The organism is Bradyrhizobium sp. SZCCHNR1093 (assembly GCF_032381175.1).
Taxonomy (GTDB): domain Bacteria; phylum Pseudomonadota; class Alphaproteobacteria; order Rhizobiales; family Xanthobacteraceae; genus Bradyrhizobium.
Genome location: NZ_JAUHJJ010000004.1, coordinates 370,532 through 394,702 on the forward strand (window position 1 = coordinate 370,532; position 24,171 = coordinate 394,702).

Annotated in this window: 16 protein-coding genes, 1 tRNA gene and 1 pseudogene; 7 read left to right on the top strand and 11 right to left on the bottom strand. The window is 65.5% G+C overall.

Annotated features, from left to right (window positions below; genetic code table 11):
• Positions 1-108 precede the first annotated feature (108 nt).
• Together QX070_RS16365 and QX070_RS16370 are read left to right on the top strand one after the other, a co-directional pair.
• The gene (locus QX070_RS16365) at positions 109-1,341 is read left to right on the top strand and encodes a cyclopropane-fatty-acyl-phospholipid synthase family protein (protein ID WP_315738046.1); all 1,233 of its coding nucleotides are present in this window, start codon (positions 109-111) and stop codon (positions 1,339-1,341) included.
• Positions 1,342-1,422: 81 nt separating this feature from the next.
• Positions 1,423-2,457 (top strand): cysteine synthase A, encoded by a 1,035-nt coding sequence (locus QX070_RS16370; protein ID WP_315738047.1) that lies wholly within the window; start codon positions 1,423-1,425, stop codon positions 2,455-2,457.
• Positions 2,458-2,521: 64 nt separating this feature from the next.
• Here the strand turns inward: QX070_RS16370 and QX070_RS16375 are convergent, their stop codons facing one another.
• The 4 genes from QX070_RS16375 to QX070_RS16390 are packed head-to-tail and all read right to left on the bottom strand — an operon-like array spanning position 2,522 to position 7,055.
• On the bottom strand, positions 2,522-3,265 hold the full coding sequence (locus tag QX070_RS16375; RefSeq protein WP_315711850.1) for an amino acid ABC transporter ATP-binding protein: 744 nt from the start codon (positions 3,263-3,265) through the stop codon (positions 2,522-2,524).
• A gap of 22 nt (positions 3,266-3,287) precedes the next feature.
• Positions 3,288-4,808, bottom strand: a complete 1,521-nt coding sequence (locus tag QX070_RS16380) for an amino acid ABC transporter permease (protein WP_315738048.1) — start codon at positions 4,806-4,808, stop codon at positions 3,288-3,290.
• Positions 4,805-6,010 carry an amino acid ABC transporter permease gene (locus tag QX070_RS16385; protein ID WP_315738049.1) on the bottom strand — a complete coding sequence of 402 codons (1,206 nt, stop codon included), beginning with the start codon at positions 6,008-6,010 and terminating at the stop codon, positions 4,805-4,807. The genes QX070_RS16380 and QX070_RS16385 overlap by 4 nt, the downstream gene beginning before the upstream one ends.
• 28 nt (positions 6,011-6,038) lie before the next feature.
• Positions 6,039-7,055, bottom strand: a complete 1,017-nt coding sequence (locus tag QX070_RS16390) for an amino acid ABC transporter substrate-binding protein (protein WP_315738050.1) — start codon at positions 7,053-7,055, stop codon at positions 6,039-6,041.
• 315 nt (positions 7,056-7,370) lie between these two features.
• Here QX070_RS16390 and metC point away from each other — a divergent pair, with 315 nt between their 5' ends.
• Positions 7,371-8,564 (top strand): cystathionine beta-lyase, encoded by a 1,194-nt coding sequence (gene metC, locus QX070_RS16395; RefSeq protein ID WP_315738051.1) that lies wholly within the window; start codon positions 7,371-7,373, stop codon positions 8,562-8,564.
• Positions 8,565-8,684: 120 nt separating this feature from the next.
• Positions 8,685-10,379 carry a Na/Pi cotransporter family protein gene (locus QX070_RS16400; protein ID WP_315738052.1) on the top strand — a complete coding sequence of 565 codons (1,695 nt, stop codon included), beginning with the start codon at positions 8,685-8,687 and terminating at the stop codon, positions 10,377-10,379.
• Positions 10,380-10,524: 145 nt separating this feature from the next.
• Here the strand turns inward: QX070_RS16400 and QX070_RS16405 are convergent, their stop codons facing one another.
• The 6 genes from QX070_RS16405 to QX070_RS16430 form a co-directional block, all read right to left on the bottom strand.
• Positions 10,525-10,863: a lipid-A-disaccharide synthase N-terminal domain-containing protein gene (locus QX070_RS16405; protein ID WP_172109779.1), complete on the bottom strand. Its 339-nt coding sequence runs from the start codon at positions 10,861-10,863 to the stop codon at positions 10,525-10,527.
• Positions 10,863-11,600: a glycosyltransferase family 2 protein gene (locus QX070_RS16410; protein WP_315738053.1), complete on the bottom strand. Its 738-nt coding sequence runs from the start codon at positions 11,598-11,600 to the stop codon at positions 10,863-10,865. Before QX070_RS16410 ends, QX070_RS16405 begins: the two co-directional genes overlap by 1 nt.
• 96 nt (positions 11,601-11,696) lie before the next feature.
• Entirely contained in the window at positions 11,697-12,488 is a 792-nt protein-coding gene (locus QX070_RS16415; protein ID WP_315738054.1) for a phosphatase PAP2 family protein, read from the bottom strand.
• Positions 12,489-14,231 carry a glycosyltransferase family 39 protein gene (locus tag QX070_RS16420; protein ID WP_315738055.1) on the bottom strand — a complete coding sequence of 581 codons (1,743 nt, stop codon included), beginning with the start codon at positions 14,229-14,231 and terminating at the stop codon, positions 12,489-12,491.
• Positions 14,232-14,282: 51 nt separating this feature from the next.
• Entirely contained in the window at positions 14,283-16,496 is a 2,214-nt protein-coding gene (pbpC, locus tag QX070_RS16425; RefSeq protein WP_315738056.1) for a penicillin-binding protein 1C, read from the bottom strand.
• Positions 16,493-21,712 (bottom strand): alpha-2-macroglobulin, encoded by a 5,220-nt coding sequence (locus tag QX070_RS16430; protein ID WP_315738057.1) that lies wholly within the window; start codon positions 21,710-21,712, stop codon positions 16,493-16,495. The genes pbpC and QX070_RS16430 overlap by 4 nt, the downstream gene beginning before the upstream one ends.
• Before the next feature lie 487 nt (positions 21,713-22,199).
• Between QX070_RS16430 and QX070_RS16435 the strand changes: the two genes are divergently transcribed.
• From QX070_RS16435 to QX070_RS16445, 3 genes and pseudogenes are all read left to right on the top strand, one after another.
• Positions 22,200-22,276, top strand: a tRNA-Arg gene (locus QX070_RS16435).
• A gap of 131 nt (positions 22,277-22,407) precedes the next feature.
• Positions 22,408-23,133, top strand: a pseudogene (locus QX070_RS16440) (FkbM family methyltransferase); the annotation flags it as partial.
• A 499-nt stretch (positions 23,134-23,632) separates the two neighbouring features.
• Positions 23,633-23,779: a hypothetical protein gene (locus QX070_RS16445; RefSeq protein ID WP_315738058.1), complete on the top strand. Its 147-nt coding sequence runs from the start codon at positions 23,633-23,635 to the stop codon at positions 23,777-23,779.
• 82 nt (positions 23,780-23,861) lie between these two features.
• Here the strand turns inward: QX070_RS16445 and QX070_RS16450 are convergent, their stop codons facing one another.
• Positions 23,862-24,074, bottom strand: a complete 213-nt coding sequence (locus QX070_RS16450) for a hypothetical protein (RefSeq protein WP_315738059.1) — start codon at positions 24,072-24,074, stop codon at positions 23,862-23,864.
• Positions 24,075-24,171: the final 97 nt, after the last annotated feature.

A 24,171-nucleotide genomic window follows, 5' to 3' on the forward strand; every position in this document is an offset into this window, starting at 1 on the left:
GGAAACGGCCGGCGCGCTCTGCGTCCGTGATTCCCTGCCCGCACAGGTGCCACACCGGCCAGCCGACGGGGGACGTGGGCTCGAGCCGTTTGCGTGAATGGACCTGCCATGCAGAACGTCATCCCAGTCACCCCTGACACCATCGACAAGGTGCTTGCCGATCTTCCCCGCCTGCCCCGCCTTGCCCTCGGCTTCGGCTCGCGCTTGCGGAAAGGCACGCTCGACGTGACCCTGCCGGACGGACGGGTGATCCGGCTCGGCGGCGTTGAGCCCGGGCCGGCCGCCGCAATGATCCTGGCCAATTACGGCTTCGCATCGCGCCTTCTCAATGGTGGCGACATCGGCATCGCCGAGGCCTATCTGAACGGCGACTGGGACACGCCGGACCTGACGCAGTTTCTCTATCTGTTCTGCGTCAACCAGCACCTGCTGCAGTCGATGCTGGAAGACAAGCCGCTGATCCGGTTTGCCCAGCTGGTCCGGCACTGGTTCAACCGCAACACCAAGCGTCAGGCAAAGCGCAACATCTACGCCCATTATGACATCGGGAATTCGTTCTACTCGGCGTGGCTCGATCCGAGCATGACCTACTCCTCGGCCCTGTTCGAGGAGGACACCACCGACCTCACCGCCGCGCAGACCAACAAGTACAAGCGGCTGGCCGAGGCGATCGATCTCAAGCCCGGGCAGAAGCTGCTCGAGATCGGCTGCGGCTGGGGCGGCTTTGCCGAATATGCCGCCAAGACGTTCGGCGCCCAGGTCGTTGGGCTGACGATCAGCCAACAGCAGCGCGACTTCGCGCAGCGCCGCATCCACGAGGCCGGGCTCGCCGAGAAAGTCGAAATCCGCCTGCAGGATTACCGCGACGAGCGTGACCGCTACGATCGCATCGCCTCGATCGAGATGATCGAGGCTGTCGGCGAACAGTTCTGGCCGAAATATTTCTCGCAACTGCGAGACCGTCTACTGCCGGGCGGATTGGCCGGTGTCCAGGCAATTACCATCCAGGACAGCCTGTTCCAGCACTACCGCCGCGAGGTCGACTTCATCCAACGCTACGTCTTCCCGGGAGGCATGTTGCCGACGCCGCAGATCCTGAAGTCGCTCGGCGACCGCTTTGGCATACCCGTCATCCGCGAGCGCATCTTCGGGGAAGATTATGCCAGGACGCTCGCGATCTGGCGAAAGAACTTCCGGGAGGCCTGGCCGGACCTCACGCCCGCAGGATTCGATGAGCGCTTCAGGCGGCTCTGGGAATATTATCTGTCCTACTGCGAAGCAGGTTTCCTCTCTGGGAACATCGATGTTCGCCAGGTCGTCTTTGCGAAATCAGGGGGCTGATCCGGCCGGCTTACGCTGCCCTGGATATCAGGCTAGGGTCCTCTTAAGTGTGCTCGAGGAAACTCCTACGGTATCTGCAAAATGACCATTCACAACGACGTCGTCGCGGCGATCGGCAACACGCCCCTGATCAAGCTCAATCGCGCCTCGGAGGCGACGGGCTGCACCATTCTCGGCAAGGCCGAGTTCATGAACCCGGGCCAGTCGGTCAAGGACCGTGCCGGCAAGTGGATGATCCTGGAGGCCGAGAGGCGCGGCGATCTCAAGCCCGGCGGCCTCGTGGTGGAGGCCACAGCCGGCAACACCGGCATCGGTCTGGCCGTGGTCGCCAGCGCGCGCGGCTATCGCACGCTGATCGTGATCCCGGAGACGCAGAGCCAGGAAAAGAAGGACATGCTGCGGCTGTGCGGTGCGGAGCTGGTCGAGGTGCCGGCGTTGCCGTTCAGCAATCCCAACAACTATCAGCATGTCGGGCGCAGGCTCGCCGACGAATTGCGCAAGACCGAACCGAACGGCGTGCTGTTCGCCGACCAGTGGAACAACCTCGACAACGCCAAGGCGCATTATGAGTCCACGGGACCCGAGATCTGGGAGCAGACCGGCGGCAAGGTCGACGGCTTCATCTGCGCGGTCGGCACCGGCGGCACGATCGCCGGCACGAGCCGCTATTTGAAGGACAGAAACAAGAATATCGTCACCGCCTGCGCCGATCCGCACGGCTTCGCGATGTACGAATGGTTCAAGAACGGCGTCGTCAAATCGACGCCCGGCGATTCCATCACCGAAGGCATCGGCATCGGTCGTGTGACGCCCGTGATCGAGACCGCCAAGGTCGACGACGCGTTCCTGGTGTCCGACGAGGACGCCGTCAACACGATCTACGACCTCGTACAGCATGAAGGCTTATGCCTGGGCGGCTCGACCGGCGTCAACGTCGCCGGCGCGGTGCAACTCGCCAGGAAACTCGGCCCCGGCCACACCATCGTGACCATCCTGTGCGACTCGGGCACGCGCTATCAGTCGAAGCTGTACAATCCGGAATTCATGCGTTCGAAGAACCTGCCGGTGCCGGCTTGGCTGGAGCGGCGCAGCGGCATCAAGCCGCCTTTCGTTTGAGGGCGAGTAGCGAGTAGAACTTTTCGCCCTATTCGCTATTCGCAAGTCCCTATTCGCTTCCTCATCAATGCCGCAAAATCTGGCTCAGGAACAGCTTGCTGCGCGCATGCTGCGGGTTGGCGAAGAATTCCTGCGGCGTGTTCGATTCGATGATCTGGCCGGCGTCCATGAACACGACGCGGTTGGCGACCTCGCGCGCGAAGCCCATCTCGTGGGTCACGACCAGCATGGTCATGCCCTCCTTGGCGAGATCGACCATCGTGTCGAGCACCTCCTTCACCATCTCCGGATCGAGCGCCGATGTCGGCTCGTCGAACAGCATGACCTTCGGGTTCATCGCCAGCGCGCGCGCGATGGCGACGCGCTGCTGCTGACCGCCCGACATCTGGCCCGGGTATTTCTGCGCCTGATGCGGGATCTTGACCCGCTCCAGGAACTTCATCGCAGTCGCCTCGGCTTCCTTCTGGGGGATGTTGCGCACCCAGATCGGCGCCAGGGTACAGTTCTCCAGCACGGTCAGGTGCGGAAACAGGTTGAAGCTCTGGAACACCATGCCGACCTCGCGGCGGACCTCGTCGACGCGCTTGAGGTTGGGCCCGAGATCGATGCCGTCGACATTGATCTCGCCCTCCTGGAATTCCTCGAGCGCGTTGATGCAGCGGATCAGGGTCGACTTGCCCGAGCCCGAGGGCCCGCAGATCACGATGCGCTCACCCTTCCCGACGGAGAGGTTGATGTCGCGCAGGACGTGGAATTCGCCGTACCATTTGTTGAGGGCGGAAATGCTGACGATCGAATTTGCAGTCATGGGTCTCTCGATGATCTCTGGCTCAATGGCGCCGGTGCGCATTGACGCGGCGCTCGACCAGCATGGAGTAGCGTGACATGCCGAAGCAGAAGGCGAAGTAGATCAGGCCGGTGAAGGCAAAGCCGGTGAAGGCCGTGGTCGGCGTCGCCCACACCGGATCGGCAAACGAGGCCTTGAGGCTGCCGAGCAGGTCGAACAGCGCCACGATCGACACCAGCGAGGTGTCCTTGAACAGCGAGATGAAGCTGTTGACGATGCCGGGGATGACGTGGCGCAGCGCCTGCGGCAGCACGATGAAGCTGGTCGTCTTCCACCAGGACAGCCCGAGCGCGCTCGATGCCTCCGCCTGACCACGCGGTATGGCCTGCAGGCCGCCACGGATGACCTCGGCCATGTAGGCGCCCGAGAACAGCGCGACGCCGATCAGCGCCCGAACCAGGCCGTCGACCCTGACATTGCCGGGCAGGAACAGCGGCAGCATGTAGGTGGCGAAGAACAGCACCGTGATCAGCGGCACGCCGCGCACCAGCTCGATGAAGGCAATCGAAAAGATGCGGATCAGTGGAATGGTTGAACGGCGGCCCAGCGCAAGCGCAATGCCGATCGGCATCGACGCGACGATGCCGATCACCGAGACGACCAGCGTCACCAGCATTCCGCCCCACAGCCTTGTATCGACGATGGGAAGGCCGCCGCGATCGAGGCCCATGATCGCAATGACGATGGCGATGCCGGCGAAGGCCGCGGCCGTGGCGATCACGCTGCGCAGCGCCCTGCTCCCGCCACCGACGATGAAGACCAGCGCGGTGACAATGATCGCGGAGAGCACGAGATCGTTCCACACGGGTTGGTGAGATTGCTGCAGCTCATTGCGGATCCAGACCAGCGGCCAGATCACGAGCGATGCAAGCGTACCGATCAGCACGACCAGCTTGCCGAGCAGCCATAGCAGCATGCCGACCACCGGCAAATTGTCGCCGGCGCGAACCAGCGCGTTACCGGCCGTATCGATGCTCTCGACGAACAGCTGGAGCGCGCCTGTGGTCCAGCTCACGCCGAAGCCCTCCAGCCCACCGCCATAGAGCAGGAAGAATGCGACCACCGGAAGCGCGAAGAAGAACAGGCCCGCGTTCAATCCTTTGGCCGGCAGGCGCGGGATCAGCAGCGGCGCCAGCAGCACCACCGCGAGCCCGTAGGTCAGATTGACCCGCCACCGGTCGGCCTCCGGATAGAAGCCGTACATGAACTGGCCGAACTTCGCCGAAATGTAGGGCCAACAGGCGCCGACCGGATGGCCCGCGTTCTGCGCCAGACAAGCTTCGCGGTCCTTGCCGACCCACACCGCGTCGACCAGCAGGAACTTGACCGCCGGGATCACGGTGAACCAGATCAACAGCGCGCTCACCAGGGTGAGCAGGATATTGGTCGGCGAGTTCAACAGCCTCGTGCGGACGAAGCCGACGAACCCCGTCGTCTTGATGGGCGCCGGACGTTCTCCGGCCATGTCCTGACGGATGAAGGTTGAGGCCGTGATGTCGGTCATGCGCCAAGTCTCTTCCCAAGCCGCCAGCTGTAGAAGCTCATCATCGCGCTGGTGATCAGCGACAGCGCCAGATAGACGCCCATCGTGATTCCGATGATCTCGATGGCCTGACCCGTCTGGCTCATCGTCGTGCCCGCGAACACCGAAACGAGATCGGGATAACCGATGGCGACCGCGAGCGAGGAGTTCTTGGTCAGGTTCAAATACTGGTTCGTCAGCGGCGGCAGGATGACGCGGAGCGCCTGCGGCACGACGATCAGGCGCAGCACGGTGCCGCGGCTCAGTCCGAGCGAGAGCCCCGCTTCCATCTGCCCCTTGTGGACGGAGAGGATGCCGGCACGCACCACCTCGGCGATGAACGACGCCGTGTACATGGTCAGCGCCAGGGTCAGCGCGACGAGCTCGGGAATGATGCGCGAACCGCCGGCGAAGTTGAATCCCTTGAGCGCCGGCACCTCGAACGAAATCGGCACGCCGAACACGAGCGTTGCAATCAGCGGCAGGCCGATCAGCAGCCCCAGCACGTAGGGCCAGATCCGCATCGCATGGCCGCGTACGAACAGCTCACGCCGCGCGTAATAGTGCAGACCGGCCGAGCCGACGATCGCGGCACCGAGCGCGACCAGGAACGGCATCAGGCCGGGCTCCTCGATCGGTCGCGGAACGATGAAGCCACGATTGTTGAGAAAGAACGTCGAGAAAAGAGAGATGCTCTGTCGCGGTCCGGGCAGAGCCGCCAACACCGCAAGATACCAGAACAGGATCTGGAACAGGAGCGGCAGGTTGCGGATCAGCTCGACATAGGCGCCGGAGACACGCGACAGCAGCACATTCGGTGATAGCCGGCCTAGAGCGACCAGGAAGCCCAGGATGGTCGCCAGCACGATGCCGATGACCGAGACCAGCAGGGTGTTCAGCACGCCGACGATCAGCACGCGGCTGTAGCTGTCGGAGCCGGAGTAGCTGATCAGGGTCTGGTTGACGTCGAAGCCGGCCGTGTTGTTGAGAAAGCCGAATCCCGACGTGATACGTTGGGCTGCGAGGTTGCTGCGTGCGTTGGCCACGATCTCGTAGCCAACCCACACCAGGACTGCGACGAACAGGATCTGCAGGATGATGCCGTTCCATCCTGCCTTTCCTCCGAGCATGCGCTTCAGCCGAAGCCCATATTGCGGAGGCGGTAGCCTCGCTTCGATGCTCATTCGCCGCAGCCCCGATCTCGTGCAGCGATCAGCGGATCGGCGGCGCGTACTGCAGACCGCCCTTGTTCCAGAGCTGGTTCAGACCGCGCGCAATCTGCAGCTTGGACCCTGCGCCGACGTTGCGGTCATACATCTCGCCATAATTCCCGACCGCTTTCACGATGCGCGAGAACCAGTCCTTGGTGAGGCCGAGCTGCTCGCCGAGATTGCCATCGGTGCCGAAGGCGCGCTTGAACTCGGGCTTGTCCGACTTGGCCATCTCGTCGACGTTCGCCTGCGTCACGCCGAGCTCCTCGGCGGTGACCAGCCCGAACAGCGTCCACTTGACGATGTCGAACCACTGATCGTCACCGTGACGTACCATCGGGCCCAGCGGCTCCTTCGAGATCACTTCAGGCAGCACGACGTGATCGGCCGGATTGGACAGCTTCAGCCTCTCGGCGTAGAGGCCCGAGACGTCGGTGGTAAACACGTCGCAGCGGCCGGATTCATAGGCCTTCACAGTCTCGTCGGCGCCGGCGAACGCAATTACCTCGTACTTCATCTTGTTGGCCTTAAAGTAGTCGGCGAGGTTCTGCTCGGTGGTGGTGCCGGTCTGCACGCAGACCGAGGCGCTGTTGAGCTCGAGCGCAGAATTCACCTTGAGGGCCTTCTTCACCATGAAGCCCTGGCCGTCATAATAGGTCACGCCGGCGAAATTGGCGCCCAGCGAGGTGTCCCGCGACAGGGTCCAGGTGGTGTTGCGCGACAGCACGTCCACTTCGCCCGACTGCAGTGCGGTAAAGCGGTCCTTGGCGGACAGCGGAACGAACTTCACCTTGGTCGGATCGTTGAAGATCGCGGCGGCGATGGCGCGGCAGACGTCGACGTCGATCCCGGTCCAGTTGCCCTTGTCGTCAGGCGACGAGAAGCCAGGGAGGCCCTGGCTGACGCCGCAGGCGAGCATGCCACGATCCTTGACGGTCTTGAGCGTTTCGGCCTGGGCGCCGACGCTCGCCAGCACCGGGGCGAGAGCAAGAGTGAGAGCCAGAGTGACGCGTTTCATAAATACAGCCTTTCGCGGTCGTCCTTGGGGAGCGATGAAGTCTCAGCGCGCAGGGGGGCCCGACCTGAATCCGCGTTGCAAACGCCATACCAAGAATATGGCGTACACCATGCACGACGAAGCCGTGCAGGCGAGATGAAGCGGAAATCGCGGCAAGCCCCTCAACGTGCAGCGATCGAATTGCGCCGGCATCACAGAACGACTGGCGGTCCGGGTCAAGGGGTTGACGGGCCTGTTCTGCATTCTGTTATTAACGACCGCAGTGCTGCCCGATTTCGAGCTATCCCGGCAGGTTAAGAGAGAAAAGACACGCGAATGGCATCATCGAATGACCCCGCTGCGGCGGTGCGACAAAACGTCGAAACACGGCTGATCACGGCGGGGCGGGATACTAAGGCGCAGCACGGATTCGTGAATCCCCCCGTCGTTCATGGTTCGACGGTTCTGTATCCAACCGCCGAGGACCTGCACGCACACCGCGGCGAATTCCAGTATGGCCGCCACGGCACGCCGACGACGAAGGCCCTGCAGCAGGTCCTGATGGCGCTGGAGGGACCGCAATGCGCCGGCGTCGGCATCGCACCATCCGGCCTTGGGGCAATCTCGACCACGCTGCTGTCGGTGCTCAAGGCCGGCGACCACGTGCTGGTGTGCGACAGCATCTATCGTCCGACCCGCAATTTCTGCAACGGCATGCTGGCACGCTACGGCGTCGAGACGACCTATTTCGACCCATTGATCGGCCCAGGAATTGAGCAACTGCTCAAACCAAATACACGCGCGGTGGTTGTCGAGGCGCCGGGCTCGCAGTCGTTCGAAATGCCGGACATCCCCGCCATTGCCGCGGTCGCACATGCGCACGGCGCACTGGTCATCGACGACAACACCTGGGCGACGCCGCTCTACCACCGCTCCCTCGACCAGGGCGTCGACATCAGCATGCAGGCGGCCACCAAATATATCGGCGGCCACTCCGACATCATGTTCGGCACGATTTCGGCCAATGCGAAGGCATGGCCGCTGATCGCCGAGGGCATTCGCCTGCTCGGCGTCTGCGCCGGCCCGGACGACGTGTTCCTCGCCCTGCGCGGGGTGCGGACGCTGGGCGTGCGCCTGGCGCAGCACCATCGCTCGGGGCTGGAAATGGCCCGCTGGCTCGCCGCGCGTCCCGAGGTGATCGAGGTGCTGCATCCCGCGCTGGAGAGCCATCCGGGGCATGCGATCTGGAAGCGGGACTTCACCGGCGCCTCCGGCCTGTTCAGCATCGTGCTGCAACCAAAGCCACAAGCCGCGGTCGATGCGATGCTCGACACGCTGACGCTGTTCGGAATGGGCTATTCCTGGGGCGGCTTCGAGAGCCTTGCGATTCCGTTCGACTGCGCGAGCTACCGCACGGCCACCACCTGGGCGCCGGGGGGGCCCACGCTGCGTCTGCATATCGGCCTGGAGAACGTGGAGGATCTCAAGGAGGATCTCGACCGAGGCTTTGCGGCGTTCAACGCGGCTTAAGCACGCTCGCAGCCAGCGGAGCGCCGCGCGATCGGGCAGCCGGGGCCGACAAATTGGCGTTGATGTCCCGCCGATTGGGGGTAGCCTGCGCGGCAAGGAAAGCTCGAACGAACGGAAATCATGGTTCTGCTCGATCTGATGGGCGGCGTGGCGTTGCTGCTGTGGGGCCTTCACATGGTCCACAGCGGCATTCTCCGCGCCTTCGGCCCGGATCTCCGGCTGCTGCTGTCGCGGGCGCTGCGCAACCGCTTCAGCGCCCTCGCTGCCGGCCTCGGTCTGACCGCTCTGCTCCAGAGCAGCACGGCGACCGCGCTGATCACGACCTCCTTCGCAGCGGAAGGCCTGGTCGGCCTGATCCCGGCGCTCGCGATCATGCTCGGCGCCAATATCGGCACCACGCTGATCGTCCAGGTGCTCTCGTTCAACGTGGCGGCAGTCGCCCCCATCCTGTTCGTGCTCGGCCTGGTGGCGTTCCGCAGTGGGCCGCGATCGCGCATCAAGGATCTCGGCCGAGTAGCAATCGGCCTCGGCCTGATGCTGCTGTCGCTGCATATTCTGATCGATACGTTGGCACCCGCCGAAGAAGCGCCGGCGATGCGCGTGTTCATGCAGGCGATCACGGCCGATGTCACGCTGTGCATCATCTTCGGTGCGCTCGTCACCTGGGTCGTGCACTCCAGCGTCGCCAGCGTGCTGCTGGTGATGTCGCTGGCCTATGCGCATTTCGTTACGGCCGATGCGGCGCTGGCGCTCGTGCTCGGGGCCAATCTCGGCAGCGCCGTCAACCCGGTGTTCGAGGGCGCGCACCGCGACAATCCTGCGAGCTATCGCCTGCCCGTCGGCAATCTCCTCAACCGCATCATCGGCGTCGCGCTGATCACACCCTTCCTGCATCCGCTCGCCAATTTGCTGCAATCGTGGCAACCGGATCTGTCGAAGCTGACAGCGCAGTTCCACATGGCGTTCAATCTCGGCACGGCCGTGGTCTTCATCGGCCTGCTGGGCGGCATGGAGAAGTTGCTCACGCGACTGTTTCCGGACCGCCCGGCCGAGGTCGATCCGGCGAAGCCGCGCTATCTCGACGAGACCGCGCTGGAAACCCCGTCGCTTGCGCTTGCGGACGCGGCGCGCGAGGCGCTGCGCATGGGCGATCTGGTCGAGACCATGTTGCGCAACGTCATGACCGCGATGATGACCAACGACCGTGGCCTCGTGGATCAGGTGTCACGCGCCGACAACGTCGTCGACCGGCTCGACGAGGCCATCAAGCTCTACATCACCAAGCTGACGCGCGGCAGCCTGGACGAGCGCGAGGGCAAGCGCGCGATGGAGATCATCTCCTTCGCGATCAACCTCGAGCATATCGGCGACATCATCGACAAGAACCTGAGCGAGCTCGCGACCAAGAAGATCAAACGCAGGTTCCAGTTCTCCGCTGAGGGCGCCGACGAGCTGCAGGCCTTTCATCGCCAGATCATGGAGGCGCTCCGCATCGCGTTCGGCATCTTCATGTCCGGCGATGCGCAGCAAGCCCACCAACTGCTCGATCAGAAAGCCGAGCTCCGCAACGCCGAACTCGGCGCGACCGAGCGGCACCTCGAACGTCTGCGCGAGGGCCGCTCGGAGACGCTGGAAACCACCTCGCTGCATCTCGACGTGCTGCGCGATCTCAGGCGTATCCACTCGCACATCTGCTCGGTCGCCTATCCCGTGCTCGATGCGGCCGGCGAGGTCGCGCCCCGCCGCAGCGAAGCAGTCGAGAGCGCAGAGGCCGCCGCCCTGCCCGCATCGTCGGCCCAGCCATTGCCGCGCTGAGTCTTGCGCGTCCTATCAGTGAAACTACTCTTCCGGTTTCACGACCACCGTCATTCCTGGGCAAGCGTCAATGTGCAGCCGCGACGCGGCTGCGCGTGGCGATTGAACCCGGAATGTCGGCGGTGGTGAGACCCCTACGGCCCGATCAATTGCTCAGCGTCTGCGATTCCCGCTGGCGGTTCTTGAAGATCAACATCACGTTGCGGACGTAGATGATGTTCGACAACAGCTGGCCGAAGATGATGACCGGCTCGCGCTTCACGAGACCATAGATCAGCGTCATCAGCCCTCCCCCGATCGAGAAGAACCAGAATGCGAGCGGCACGACGCTCTTGCCCGCGCGCTCGCTGGCGATCCACTGCACCAGGAAGCGCGCAGCGAAGGCCAGTTGTGCCGCGAGGCCGAACACCAGCCAGAAATCGAACTTGGCGATGAAGATGTCGTAGAGATAGTTGCTGAACGCCTGCCCGAATTGAATCAGCATTACTTCACCTCGATCGCAACCGGCGTCGGCTTCTTGCGGCGGATCAGCCACCACACGCCGGCGAGATCCATGATCCCGATCCAGAGCCGGTCGAAGAACCCGTAGTTCGAGACACCAGAGTGCCGAGGCCGGTCGATCACGTCGACATAGGCGATGTCATAGCCCTCGCGCCGCACCAGCGCCGGCAGGAAGCGGTGCAGACCATCGAAATACGGCATCATCAGGAACACGTCGCGGCGAACCGCCTTGAGGCCGCAGCCGGTGTCACGCGTTCCATCGTGCAGCACCGCATTGCGGATCTTGTTGGCGAGCCGTGACTGCAGTTTCTTAAAGCCAGTATCCTTGCGGCCGACCCGCTGCCCGGCGACGAGGCCGACATGCGCACCGCCCTTTTCGAGCGCGGCGATGAGCTCGGGCAGAAAAGCAGGGTTGTTCTGCCCGTCCCCGTCGAGCGTCGCGACGACAGCGCCGTGGGCGGCGCGGATGCCGCTCCTGACAGCCGCCGATTGGCCGGAAGACGTCTCATGCCGCAGGACGCGCAGGTTCGGCCGCAGTGCCATTTCCTCGGTGAGCCGCTGCGCGGTCTCGTCGGTCGAGCCGTCATTGACGTAGATGATCTCGTACGGCCACAGACCATCGAGCGCGGTCGCGATCTCGCTGATCAGCGGCGTGATGTTGCCGGCCTCGTTGCGCACGGGAACGACGATGGAGACGGCAACGGGGGATTCGGTCGACAAGAGTTGAGACTCGTAAGGGCGTGATCGGGCCGGTTCCTGCCCCGGGGCGCTCCGGCGGAGGCTTCTTATGGGGCTTGGGGCCCGCTATCAACCCCTTTAGCGCGGTACGATTTGGCCGTCCTTGCCGAGACGAAAGCCGAGCCGACGAGCTGCGAACCAGTAGCGGACGAGCACGGCGCAGGCCAATCCCACCACGGCGCCGGCGACCACGTCGCTCGGATGATGCGCCAGCAGCACCAGCCGACTCAAGGCGATCACGACGGCATAGATGAACATGGGAACGCGCAACCGCGGCCAGATGGCGGACATTGCAAAGGCCAGCGCGAAGGCCGTCACCGCATGTGCGGACGGCATGCTGAAATAGGCCGGCGTGCCGTTGAACGGGTCGAAATTGAAGGCATTCGCCTTGCCGCCGACGAAGGGGCGGCCGCGGCCGATGATGTATTTCAGCACTTGGGCAGCAAGTACCGCGCTCAGCACCGCGAAGAAGGCGTATTGAACGTGGGTCGCGAAATTCAGCAGACGGCTGCGGCTGGCTTCCGGCCACAGCGGCGCAATCAGGATCGTCGCGACGACGCTCACGGCCAACAGTCCCAGCACGTATTCATCCTGACCGAACTCGGTGATGATCCGCACCGGCCAAAGGCTCGATGTTCCGCGTGTCGGCATCAGCCCGATCTCGTAAGCATCGAACGCGAACATCAGCATCAGGATCGCACTCAGGCCGATGGCGCCGAGCAGGAGAAGCTCGCGCCCCAGGCGTTGCCGGCTCGCGGCCTCCGGCGCCGTTTGCGGCTGGCGGACCAGCCGGCCGAGCGAGAATTTGCCGACCAGCGCGAGCTGGGCGAAATAGCCTGACGATCGCGCGGGGCTGTCGGGCGCCGACATCTATTCGGTGCCCTCCGAGCGATAGATCGCGATCGAGACCGGACGGCCCTGCGAGATGTTGTAGCCGTCGATGCGCTTGGCGACGTTGTAGCGCAGCCCGATCGCTTCGGCCCGTTGCACGAAGGCGCGCTCGGTGCGCTGCTCGACCAAAGCAAAGCGGCAGGTGCCCTGGCTGAGGAAGTCGGCGGCGCCGGAGCCGTCGGTGAGTTGCGTCGACGACCCTGTCATGAAGACGAGGCTCGGCTCGTGGAAGCCTGCCGCCGCCGCCTTCGGCCCGACGCAGACCACGTTGCGGAGCGCGCGCGCAATCTCCGCGCTGGGAAACAGCGGCGTCAGCGCCGGCAGCACGGCGCCGTATACCACGAACGCCAGGAACATCGCCGCCACGCCGGCATTCAAGAGCGAGCGCTCGGCACGGCCGTCGTCATAGAGCCACCAGGCGAACAGGCCGAAGATCAGCGACGCCGCGACGAACGGCCAGGCCAGGAACACCGGCTGGTGCGTGACGATGATGGCGCCGATCACGGCCACCACCGAGGTGATGGCGGGAATCGCAAACCACCAGGCCGCGCCGCGCCGCAGCCAGTTGCGCGCCAGCACCCGCCGCTCCAGCGCGCCCACCGTGAGGATCGCGATCGCCGGATACAGCGGCAGCACATAATGCGGCAGCTTGGTCAGCACCGCCTCGAACACGATCCAGGACGGCAGCAGCCAGGCCAGCAAGAACTGCGCCCCCGGCTCGCGCCGCGCGCGCCACACCGCAGGCGCCGCCATCGCGGCCAGCGGCGCGCCGGGCCAGAAGGTGATGAACAACAGCAGCAGATAGAGGCCCGGCGGCGCGCCATGCGACTCCTGGGCGCCGATCTTGCTCAGCATGTCGCCGCCGACGGAGTCGGCGAAGAAGGTGTCGCCGGCGCGCAGGAAGATCAGCACGAACCAGGGCAGCACCAGCACCAGCATCCACATCAGTCCCCACAGAGGGCGCAGACGCGATAGCCAGCCGGCGCCGCGATCCATGATCGCCAGGGTCACGATCGTCAGTCCCGCGAACATCAGGATCAGCGGGCCCTTGATCAGGATGCCGCCGGCGAGCGCCGTCCAGAAGATCGCGGGCGGTCCCCAGGGCGGATGCACCGGATCCTCGCCGCGCTGCCACGACAGATAGACGCGCGCCAGCGCACCCATGGCAGCCACCACGGTGAACAGCAGCATCGCGTCGGTCTTGGCGAGCCGGGCTTCCACGCCGAGCAGCACCGAGCAGCACATCAGCAAGGCGGCGAACACGGCGCCGCGCCGTGTCACGAAGGAGAGCGCGGTCCAATAGGTCAGCAGCACCGCGCCGATCGCGCCGATCAGCGAGGGAATGCGGTAGACCCAGATGCGCAGTTGCGCACGCGGCAGACCGATCGCCGACGCCGTCTCGACCGCGGCCGATTGCAACCAGTAGATGCCGACCGGCTTCTTGTAGCGCACGTCGTCCTGGAAGCGGATGTCGACGTAATCGCCGCTCTCGACCATCTGCTTGGTCGCCTGGGCGAAGCGCGCCTCGTCGCGATCGATCGGCGGGATCGTGAAGAAGCCCGGCAGGAACAACAGCAGCCCGCAGACGAGCAGGAACGCCGCCGCCCTGGTGTGGCTCACGGTGACGGCATCGATCATCCGCACCAGCCGATTGCCTGGATTGACCAGGTTCTTCGGCTCGCGCGGCTCTCCAAAACGGGGGCGGGCATAGGTCTCGACCATGGGGTTCCGAATACGCTGAAACCGCCATGCCGACAACCGCTTAGCGAACCCTCACTGGATTCTGACCACAACTGTGTCCGCAGCGCCCGTGGCATCGATCACGGTGAGGCGGGCAAAGCCCGGCCCGGGCGGATCGATCAGGCGCTGGCGGCGGCTATCGATCTCGCCGACGGCCAGTCCATTGACCAGCATGGTCAGCGGCAGCACGCCGCCCGACACTTTCACCGGCATCACCGATGCCTCGCGTCCCGCGGATCGGTCGACATCGATGCGCGAGCCGTTCAGCGGGAACTGGATGTGCGGCGCCTGTTCGGCGCCGGTCCGCACCAATTCGCCGATCGGCCGGAACCGGCGCAGCGGCAGCGGCAACTTTGAATTGCTGGCGACCAGTGCCCCCTTGGGCGGCTTCGGCAATGTTGCTGGCAGCTTGCCGCTGCGGGCAAAAGCGTCGAACAGGATCGGCGCCGCGGCGACGCGACCGATCAGGCCGGGCACCGGCGCGCCATCAGGCCGGCCGACCCAGACGCCGATCGTGACGCGGCCGTCGAAGCCGACCGACCAAGCGTCGCGATAGCCGTAGCTGGTACCGGTCTTGAAGGCGATCCGGTTGCGGGCTGCGTTTTCCGGCGGCGGCGTCCCCAGCAGCACGTTGCCGACCTGCCAGGCGGCCGCCGAATCCATCAGCCGCATCGGCTCGCGCGCGCCGTCAGTCCCCTCAGCCGTCATGATCTCGCGCAGCGGCCTGGTGGTGCCGAGGCGCGGAAAGCCTGCATAGAGCTGGGCGAGGTCCTGCAGGGTCACGCCGACGCCGCCGAGCCCCATCGCAAGGCCGGGCGCCTCGTCCTTCGGCAGCACCAGATTGCCGCCGGCCTGCTTCAGTCGCGACGACAGCCGGCTGGCGCCGACACGATCGAGCAGCACGATAGCGGGCACGTTCAGGGACAGTTGCAGCGCCTTGCGCACCGGCACCGTGCCCTGGAACGTCATGTCGAAATTTTCCGGCGCGTAGGAGCCGAAGCGCACCGGGCGGTCCTCGATCAGGCTCTCCGGGTGCACGAAGCCGTCCTCGAAGGCGAGTCCATAGATGAACGGCTTCAGGGTCGAGCCCGGCGAGCGCACCGCGCGGGTCATGTCGACCTGCCCTGCCCGCTTCTCGTCGAAATAATCCGCCGAGCCGACATGGGCGAGCACGTCGCCGCTGTCATTGTCGATCACGATGAGGCCGACCGAGATGTTCGGTCCCAATGCGATGGCACGGTCGCGCGCCAGCGGCTCCAGCACCCTCTGCAGCGACGCATCCAGCGTCAGGCGGATGATCGGCTGATCCTTGACGGCCGCCGAGGCCTGGTCGGCGGCATGCGGCGCCAGGATCGGCATCGGCTTGCGGAAGGCCGGCACGGCTTGCGCCTTCGCCTGCGCCGCGTCCTCGGCGGAGATCACGTTCTCCGACACCATGCGGTCGAGCACGCGGTCGCGGCCGCGTCGAGCGGCCTCGGGTTGCCGGTCGAGTCGCCGCGTCTCCGGTGACTGCGGCAGCGCCACCAAGAGGGCCGCTTCCGCCAGCGACAGCCGCTTCGGCTCCTTGCCGAAATATGCAATCGAGGCGGCACGGATGCCTTCGAGATTGCCGCCATAGGGCGCCAGCGTCAGGTAGAGATCGAGGATCTCGTCCTTGCTCAGCTTTCGCTCGAGCTCGAGCGCGCGCACGATCTGCCGGAGCTTGGCATGCAGCGAGCGCTGCCGCCGCGGCTCGAGCAGCCGCGCCAGCTGCATCGTGATGGTCGAGCCGCCGGAGACGATGTGGCCGTGCGAGCCGAGCTGGATGGCCGCCCGCACCAGCGCGCGCGGATCGACGCCGTGATGGTCGAAGAAGCGCTGGTCCTCATAGGCCAGCAGCAGCTTCAGATAGGTCGGATCGACGTCTTTTTTGACGCTGACCGGCAGCCGCCACCGCCCGTCCGCCATCGCATAGGCACGCAGCAGCTTGCCGTGGCGGTCGACCACGGTGGTGGAGACCGCCCTCGCCTCGCCCAGCGGCAGCGGGCCGAGGGAGATGGTCCAGGCGGTGATGGCGACGGCGACCGACGCGACCAATGCGAGCGCAATGGCGAACAGCCGTTTGACGCCCCACCCTCTCCTGCCGTCATGGCCGGGCTTGTCCCGGCCATCCACGTCGTTCGGAGCGCGCGGAGCGACCGGGCATGGCGGAGTGTGGAGGTCCGTCTTGCCACCCAGCTCACGATCGCTCGTCCCACCCTCGCTCATTTGGCCGCGCGGACCTCCACCGAGCCCGTGCCCGTCCGACCATAGCGCGAGGGATTGTACATGTCCTCAACATAGGCCTGCGGCAGCACGTATTTGCCGGGCGACACCGCGCGCACGACGTAGGCGACCGTGAACACCGACTTGGAATCCGCGGCGCGGTCGAGCGCGGCGGTGAAGCGGTCGTCGCGGAACTCGGTGTTGACCGGTTCCTGGCCGTCCTCGATCCAGTCCAAGGTGCCGCTGTCACCCGACGACACCAGGTGCGGATTGTCGATCTCAAGCCCCGCCGGCAGATAGTCCGACACCATGATGTGGCCGTACTCCGGCTTGGCCTCGGTGACCTTCAGCACGACAGCGAAACGGTCGTTCTGCTTCGCGGTTCTGATATCGGCCGGCTTGCCGTCGAGCGTGTAGTAGCCGCGCTCGATCTTGAAACCGTTCGACGCGGCCGGCTCCGGCGTCAGCGGCGAGCCGGAGACCGAGACCACTGCCTGCACCGGCGCATCACCGGTGTTGGTGATCTTCAGCGGCTGGCCTGAGAGCTCCGCCGCCTTGTAGCTGCGGTACATCGCCTGCTTCACGGCCTGGCCGTTGATGTCGAGCGTCAGCGTCTCCTTGGCCAGCGCGCGCGCCGCCAGCACCATCCACGCATTCTCCTGCGTCGAGGTGTACGGCGTCAGCCCGCGCGCGGCTTCGACACGGGCGACGGCCTGCGTCAACGTCGCCCGCGGCGCATTGCCCTCGCCCGCCAACGACACCAGCGCCGCTGCATCGCGCAGGTCGGAGCCGTAATCGGTGCGGCCGAACACCAAGACCGGCTTCGGCGCGAGGCTGTCGGCCGCGGCGGCATAGACCCGCTCCGCACGGGCGCGGTCGCCGACCAGCGCCAACGCCGCGGCAAGCTGCGCCTTGGCGATCGGGGTGGCGAGATTGCCGAGCTTGGTGTCGGCGAGATAGCGCAGGTCGCCGATCGGCGCCGCGCCATTGCGCGCCAGCACGTAGAGGCCATAAGCGAGATCGCGGCCGCCCGTCTTCTCCGGCTCCTCGGCATTCACCACCGAGTTCCTGACGCGGTCGAGCGCGCTCTTGAACAGCACGTCCGGCACCGCAAAGCCCTTCTCGCGGGCGCGGGTCAGGAAGTCCGTGACATAAGCATCGAGCCAGGGATCGTCGCCGCCCGACGACCACAGGCCGAACGAGCCATTGGATCCCTGCCGCGCCAGCAGCCGGTCGATCGAGTCGCGGATGCGCTGGTCGACCTCGGTGTCCATCGCCAGATGCGCGCCGGCCGCGAGCTCGTTGACATAGAGCAGCGGCATCGCGCGGCTCGTGATCTGCTCCGAGCAGCCATAGGGGTAGCGGTCGAGCGCCTTCAGGATGGTCGCCGCATCGAGCGCGGTCGACAACCCCGCCGACAGCGACACCGTGCCGGTGCCCGCCACGAGATCGGAGAACATGTCGGACGTCAGCGTCAGGCTCTCGCCCTTGGCGAGCGTGCGGATCGAGCGCCGCGCCAGCACCTGGGTCGCCGGCTTGACGTCGAGCTGATAGTGCCGCGCCAGCGAAAGCCCGTTCGGTCCCTTGATCTCGACGTCGAGCTGCGCCGTGCCGGTGCCGCTGGCCTCCAGCGGCAGGGTCGACGACGCCCGCTGCTTGGCCGCGAGCTTCATCGTGACGTTGGCATTGCCGGACACCTTGACCGGACCGCCCGCCTTCACGCTGACGACATAGTCGCCGGGCCCGCCTTCGACATTGTCGACATCGAACGACAGCGTGCCGCGATCGCCTGACAGGAGGAAGCGCGGCAGGGTCGCGGTCAGCACCACGGGATCGCGCACGGTGACGTCGACATTGGCGCGGCCAACTTTGGTGGCGCTCCACGCCACCGCCATCACCCGCGCTGTGCCGGCGAACTCCGGAATGTCGAAGCTGACCTCGGCAGTTCCGTCGGGCCCGACGGTGACGATGCCCGAATACAGCGCCAGCGGCTTCTGCGTCGGTGGCGAGCCCTGCAGCTCGGCGCCGCCAGAGTCACCGCCAGAGCGGATCTGGCCGCGCGTGCCCTGCATCCCGTCGATCAACTGGCCATAGAGATCGCGGATCTCGGCCGAGAGCTGGCGCTGGCCGAGATAATACTCGTCCGGCGCCGGCGGCTTGTAGTTGGTGAGGTTGAGAATGCCGACATCGACCGCCGCGATCACGACCTTGGCGTCCTCGCCGGGATTGAGCCCGCCGATCTTGACCGGAATCTTCAAGGCCGAGCCCGGACGCACCAGCGCCGGGGGCGTCAGCGCGACATTGAGCGTGCGCGCCGACTTGTCGATACCGAACCAGGCGACGCCGAGCGCTCGGCCCGGCATGCGCTGCGCGGCCGTATCGAGCGGACGGCGCAGCGTCGTCACGACATAGGCGCCAGTGCCCCAGTCCTTGCCGACTGCAAGCTTGACCTGGTTGGTGCCCTCCTTGACCTCGGTGGTCTGCGTCGTCAGCAGCCGGTCGCCGAGCACATTGACCGTCAGCTTGCCGGCGGTGCGCGCATTGACCGTCACGACCATGCTGTCGCCCGACTGGTATTGCGGCTTGTCGAGCGAGGTCTCCAAGAGATCCGGCGTATCGGCGCTGCCGTCGGTGTACCAGCCGACGTCGAACTGCAGCGACGTCACCGGACCGTCGGCATCCGCCGACTTGACGTCGAGGCGATAGCGCCCGGCCTCCGGCAGGAAGCTCAGCCGCGCCGGCTTGTTGGCGGCGATCGTGACGTCGCCATCGCCGATCCGGCGCGTCGACTTCACCGGCTCGTACTCCCAATAGGAGTTCTGCCGGTACCACTGATAGCGCGACTCGATCTTGAGCAGCTCATAACGCAGCCCATTGCGCGCCAGCGTCTTGCCCTCGGGCGAGACGAACACGACGTCGAACTCGGCCTTCTCGCCCTCGCCGACGCTCTTGCCGGAAAACGACGGCTTGATGCCGATCTGCGCGGCCTTGGGCGCCACGGGGAGCACCAGCTTGCGCTCGACGGCCCGGCCGCCGGTCTCAGCCATCCGCACATAGATCTGCGCCTCCTGCGGCCGGCTGGAGGACGGCGGCTTGGCAAGGCTGACCGGGAACGTCGCCGCGCCCTTCTCGTCCGTTTCCGGCATGCCTTCGATCGGGGTGCGCTCGTTGGAGGCGCTCTCCTCGTCGGCGACGCCGAACTGGTAGCCCGGGAACCCCGGCCGCTCGGACGCGGTCGTCACCAGCAGGTCGCCCTCGAGCTGCAGGCCGGAGGCCGGCGCGCCGTAGAGGAAATGGCCGTCGACCTTCACCTCCACAGGAGTCTCAGCCTTGATCTGCTTGTCCTTGGACGACAAGTCGAATTCCAGCCGCTCGGGGACGTAGTCCTCGACCATGAAGGTGGTCTCGCCGATGGCCGCCCCCTTGGGATCGGTGAAGGCGCGCACGCGGTAGGTGCCGGTCGGCACCGCCGAGTTCAACGCCACGCTGAACGATCGGCCGCCCGCCCCCTGATCCGGCAGCACGGCCCGGCGGAACTCGACCCCGTCAGGACGCTCAACGACGAGCGTCAGCGGCGTACCGGTCATGGCGTTGCCCTTGCCGTCACGCAGCAGCGCGGTGAGGTAGACGGTCTCGTTGGAACGGTAGACGCCGCGCTCGGAATAGACGAAGGCGTCCGGCCCGGCCGGTGCCTCGCGTCCGGACACGCCCCGGTCGGAGAGATCGAAGGCGGTCGTCTTCAGGCTGAGGAAGGCGTAGTCGGTTTTCTCGCCGACCACCGTCAGCATCGCCGGCGCCAGCCCGCCCTCGCCCCGCGCCAGCCCCGTCTCGAACAGCGCGTGCCCGGCCTCATCGGTCCTGCGGGTCGCCAGGATCTCGTTGTTGCGCGCCACCAGCCGCACCTCGGCGCGCACCACCGGATCGGTTGAAGCCAGCGAGTTGACGAACACATGGATCCCGTCATTGCCGGAGAACGAGGCGACGCCGAGATCGGACACGATGAACCATTGCGTGGCGAGCTGGCCGCCGCTGTCCTCGTCATTGCCGCTGGTCGGGCCTTTCGGCGCGGCCGTCATCACATAGACGCCCGGCTGCATGTCGCTGAGCGCCTGATCCACCGGAAAGGCGGTGGTGACGTCCTGGTTCAGGGTCATCGCGGTCGAGAGCTCGCCGCTCCACACCTTCATGCCGCGCTGGTCGCCGAGATCGGTGAGCTGGTAGCTCGACAGCGGCCGCTGGAAGTCGCTGTCGATGACGGTGTTGATCAGGTTGCGGTCGCCGATCCGGAAGACGTTGATGTTGACGGCGGGCGTGTTGACGCTGACCAGCGGAATGCCCTTCTGGCCGGTGCGCGGCAGCACATAGGCCTTGCCGGTGAAGCGCACGAACGGCTTGCGGTCGCGGACATAGATGTTGAACTCGGCCGATTTCGGCAGGCTTTCCTTCACGCCTGACGGCAGCCCGGCGCGCAGATTGATGTTGTAGCGCTCGCCATGCTTGAGGCCCTCGACGCAGAGCTGCTTGTCCTCCGCGGTCAGCGCCGGCTTGTCGGTACCTGCCTGTGCCACGAACGGCGAGAAGTCGGTGCGCTTGGCAAGATCCTCGGAGAACTGGAAGCAGGCGCGCGGGCTCGCCGAGTCGGAATCCACGGTATAGTCGAGCAGCTTGAAGCCGTGCTCGTCGCGCATCCGCTCATACTGGCCCCTGACATCGGCGACCTCGCGCAGGTCGAGCGACATCCGCAGCGCATCCAGCGCCGGCCGCCACAGCTTGCGCTCGGCCATGGTCTTGCCGAGCACCGCGAGCGCGTCCGCCTCCTCGCCGGCATTGCCGGCGCGCTGATAGGCGATGTAGGCCGCCGTCGAGGCGCGCTCCAGCAGGAAGGTCTGCTCCGACGAGTTGATCGGCTTGATCTGGTTGAGCACGGTGCGCGCCAGCCGCAGCCAATTACCGGAATCATCCGGGGCCACTGTGGCGATCTGTCCGAGGATTTGCAGACCCGTGCGGAGGTCGTTGCGGCGCAGCGCAGCATCGGCGTCGGTGCGCAAGGTCGCCAGCGGCTTGTTGACCGCCCCCGCCTCGCTCTTGATCTGGGCCTCCAGCTTGACGGCGGCGTCAGCCAGATCGTCGCGCTTGAACGCCTTGTCGGCGGCATGGGCGGACACGAGGCCGAGCGCCATGATGGCGCAGAGGGCGACGGCGCGAACCAGACCGATCATGGGGCAGCTCCTTGGACGGCTCTTTGAAAGTTCTCTGGAAAGATTTCCAGACAGCTCTTGGCGGTGCACGGATCGACGCCCGTGTTTGACCGATTGGTGGCGAGAATGGACGCGAAATGGTGACGGACTGATGGCAAGGGTTGTAGGGGCCAAGATAGCGACCCGTGGCCTTGGCTGCCATCGGCAGGCGGCCGCGGCCGGGAAAATCTGTTCATCAACGGCAATTCAAAGGACATGTTCACAGGACATGGCATACCGGCAAAGGCCGCGGCAGCCGTTTGACCAGCGCCGCTGACGCGCGAACGGGCCCTTGATGACCCTCCTCCGCCTCCGCTTGGTCGCCGCCGGCCCGTATCCGGTTCGGACGGTCTTGGCGAAACGGAAGATTTTTCATATGACCCATGCTATGGGATGGCCGTACCTGCGGGGCTTCGCCTCGGGGCGTTCATCCCGTGACGTCCGCCCGTGCCGTTCACGTCGCGACGACGGTCCCATAGCTCAACTGGATAGAGTAGCGGATTTCTACTCCGCGGGTTGCAGGTTCGAGTCCTGCTGGGATCGCCAATCGCCACGCCAGCGCCATCGTGGCGCCCCGCCGCTCGTCCATTTCGAAACATTGCCGTGAACGACAGGGCGTGCGCACCCAAGCTTGCCTTCGTTTGGCGGATGCGTGGCCATGGCATTGGGGGGCTCGGTTGGCGAAACATGAGGCATCCCGGTTTCTGGTGAGAATTTTGCGGTCCAGATTCCGCGACCACAAGACGGAGCTTTCCGAGCTGCGGCGTCACATCCGGCGCGGCGACGTCGTCTGCGACATCGGCGCCAACAAGGGCAGTTTTCTCTACTGGCTGGCGCGGTGGTCGGCGCCGGGGCGGGTCGTCGCCTTCGAGCCCCAGCCGGACCTGGCCGAAAGATTGGCGCGGCTCTGCAAGCGGTTCTCGCTCGACAACGTCGTGGTCGAACCACGCGCCGTCTATTCGTGCTCCAGCAAGAAGACCCTGTTCGTGCCCGAGGGGCACCAGCCCGGGGCCTCGCTGCTCCGCCCCGCCGAGACCTCGAAGACGATCCAGGTGCAGACGACGTCGTTGGACGACTATCTCCCCGATACGGGAAATGTGTCTGCGATCAAGATCGACGTCGAGGGTGCCGAACTCGACGTGCTGCGCGGCGCCGAGCGCACCTTGCGCCGATGCCGGCCGTTGATCGTGGTCGAGTGCGACCACCGCCTGGCGACGCTCGACAGGGTGAAGGAGACGTTCTTGCTCCTGCGGGGTCTTGGCTATCGAGGCCAATTCCTGAGCCGCGGGAGATTGCTTCCGTTGTCCGCCTTCGACCCGGAGATCCACCAGCGCGCCGATGGCGAATGGTTCTGGAAGCGGAAGGACTACTGCAACAACTTCATCTTCAGGAGCTTGCACGCGCCCACGTCCGGAACTGCGGATGAGCCGGGCTGGTCGATGATGACGTCACAGTCGCTGATCAATCGCCCCTCCCCCGCGCAGGACGAAACATTCCGGGAGCCGATCGAAACCATTTCGCCGCGCCTACGAAGTCGTCGTGAAACAGACCCCCGGCATGTTGCCGAACATCAAATCGACCGTAGGGGTTACCGATGTCCGCGTTGCTGAGCTTCATTTTCGAATCCTATTGCCTGAGCTGCCGGGCGATGTTTCCAGAGCTCAATACCGATCAGTCGACCGTCGCGGAGTAGGTCGCGGCCGAGTGGCCGGAATTTCGATCCGAGATTGAGCCGCGCGGGCGCCGCCGGCCCACTTTGGCTGTCTGCCTGCAGACTGCTCGTCCGGAAAACCCACGCGCATCAAGCTTTGCTCTTCAGCTTAATGGCGGCTTCCATTTGACGCCGACGCCCTTCATCCGCCACGTCTTGGGCGATGGAGTTGGACCATGTTTGAACTAGCCATGTTTGCCGCAATCTGTTTCATCGCCGCTGTCGCCCTCACGATCATTTACCGGCGGCGTCAGGACGTCCTCTACGGCCCCTATATCGCGGATGTCTCGTGGCCGACGGCGCTGCCCGACGACCGCATCGAAGCGTCGTCACCCTGAACCTGGATGTGCTCCCGGGAGGCACCGGGCAGGCCGTCGCGATCACGCCAGCGATGATTGCCGATCTGCATGACGCCCGGCTTCACAAGCCGATGCGCCCGCCGGAATCGTTGAGCAGCGCATCGAGCCGGTCTGGGCTCATCCTCTGTCCACCCGGCGTCTCTATGCTGACGCAGGCAGCGCCGAGACGCAGATAGGCGTTTGCCGTGAGCAGCGCATCCTGCGCGCTGCGGCACCTGATGGTGGCGATCGCGCTGGCGCTTTCGGCCCGGACGGTGAAGGACGCGGCGGCCATGAGGGGCGGGCTCGTCTGTAAGCGGCGGCTGAAATGAAGCCGAAGCTTATGCGACGCAGCCCGACGGTATCATTGAGGCGGATCAAAGCCGCCGGTC

Bases quoted from the DNA above. Each gene is read 5' to 3' on its own strand.
- QX070_RS16385 (WP_315738049.1), bottom strand. From the start codon at position 6,010: ATGAGCATCGAAGCGAGGCTACCGCCTCCGCAATATGGGCTTCGGCTG.
- QX070_RS16400 (WP_315738052.1), top strand. From the start codon at position 8,685: ATGGTTCTGCTCGATCTGATGGGCGGCGTGGCGTTGCTGCTGTGGGGC.
- QX070_RS16450 (WP_315738059.1), bottom strand. From the start codon at position 24,074: ATGGCCGCCGCGTCCTTCACCGTCCGGGCCGAAAGCGCCAGCGCGATC.
- QX070_RS16365 (WP_315738046.1), top strand. From the start codon at position 109: ATGCAGAACGTCATCCCAGTCACCCCTGACACCATCGACAAGGTGCTT.
- QX070_RS16370 (WP_315738047.1), top strand. From the start codon at position 1,423: ATGACCATTCACAACGACGTCGTCGCGGCGATCGGCAACACGCCCCTG.
- QX070_RS16415 (WP_315738054.1), bottom strand. From the start codon at position 12,488: ATGTCGGCGCCCGACAGCCCCGCGCGATCGTCAGGCTATTTCGCCCAG.
- QX070_RS16390 (WP_315738050.1), bottom strand. From the start codon at position 7,055: ATGAAACGCGTCACTCTGGCTCTCACTCTTGCTCTCGCCCCGGTGCTG.
- QX070_RS16420 (WP_315738055.1), bottom strand. From the start codon at position 14,231: ATGGTCGAGACCTATGCCCGCCCCCGTTTTGGAGAGCCGCGCGAGCCG.
- QX070_RS16380 (WP_315738048.1), bottom strand. From the start codon at position 4,808: ATGACCGACATCACGGCCTCAACCTTCATCCGTCAGGACATGGCCGGA.
- QX070_RS16405 (WP_172109779.1), bottom strand. From the start codon at position 10,863: ATGCTGATTCAATTCGGGCAGGCGTTCAGCAACTATCTCTACGACATC.
- QX070_RS16430 (WP_315738057.1), bottom strand. From the start codon at position 21,712: ATGATCGGTCTGGTTCGCGCCGTCGCCCTCTGCGCCATCATGGCGCTC.
- QX070_RS16375 (WP_315711850.1), bottom strand. From the start codon at position 3,265: ATGACTGCAAATTCGATCGTCAGCATTTCCGCCCTCAACAAATGGTAC.
- metC (WP_315738051.1), top strand. From the start codon at position 7,371: ATGGCATCATCGAATGACCCCGCTGCGGCGGTGCGACAAAACGTCGAA.
- pbpC (WP_315738056.1), bottom strand. From the start codon at position 16,496: ATGAGCGAGGGTGGGACGAGCGATCGTGAGCTGGGTGGCAAGACGGAC.
- QX070_RS16445 (WP_315738058.1), top strand. From the start codon at position 23,633: ATGTTTGCCGCAATCTGTTTCATCGCCGCTGTCGCCCTCACGATCATT.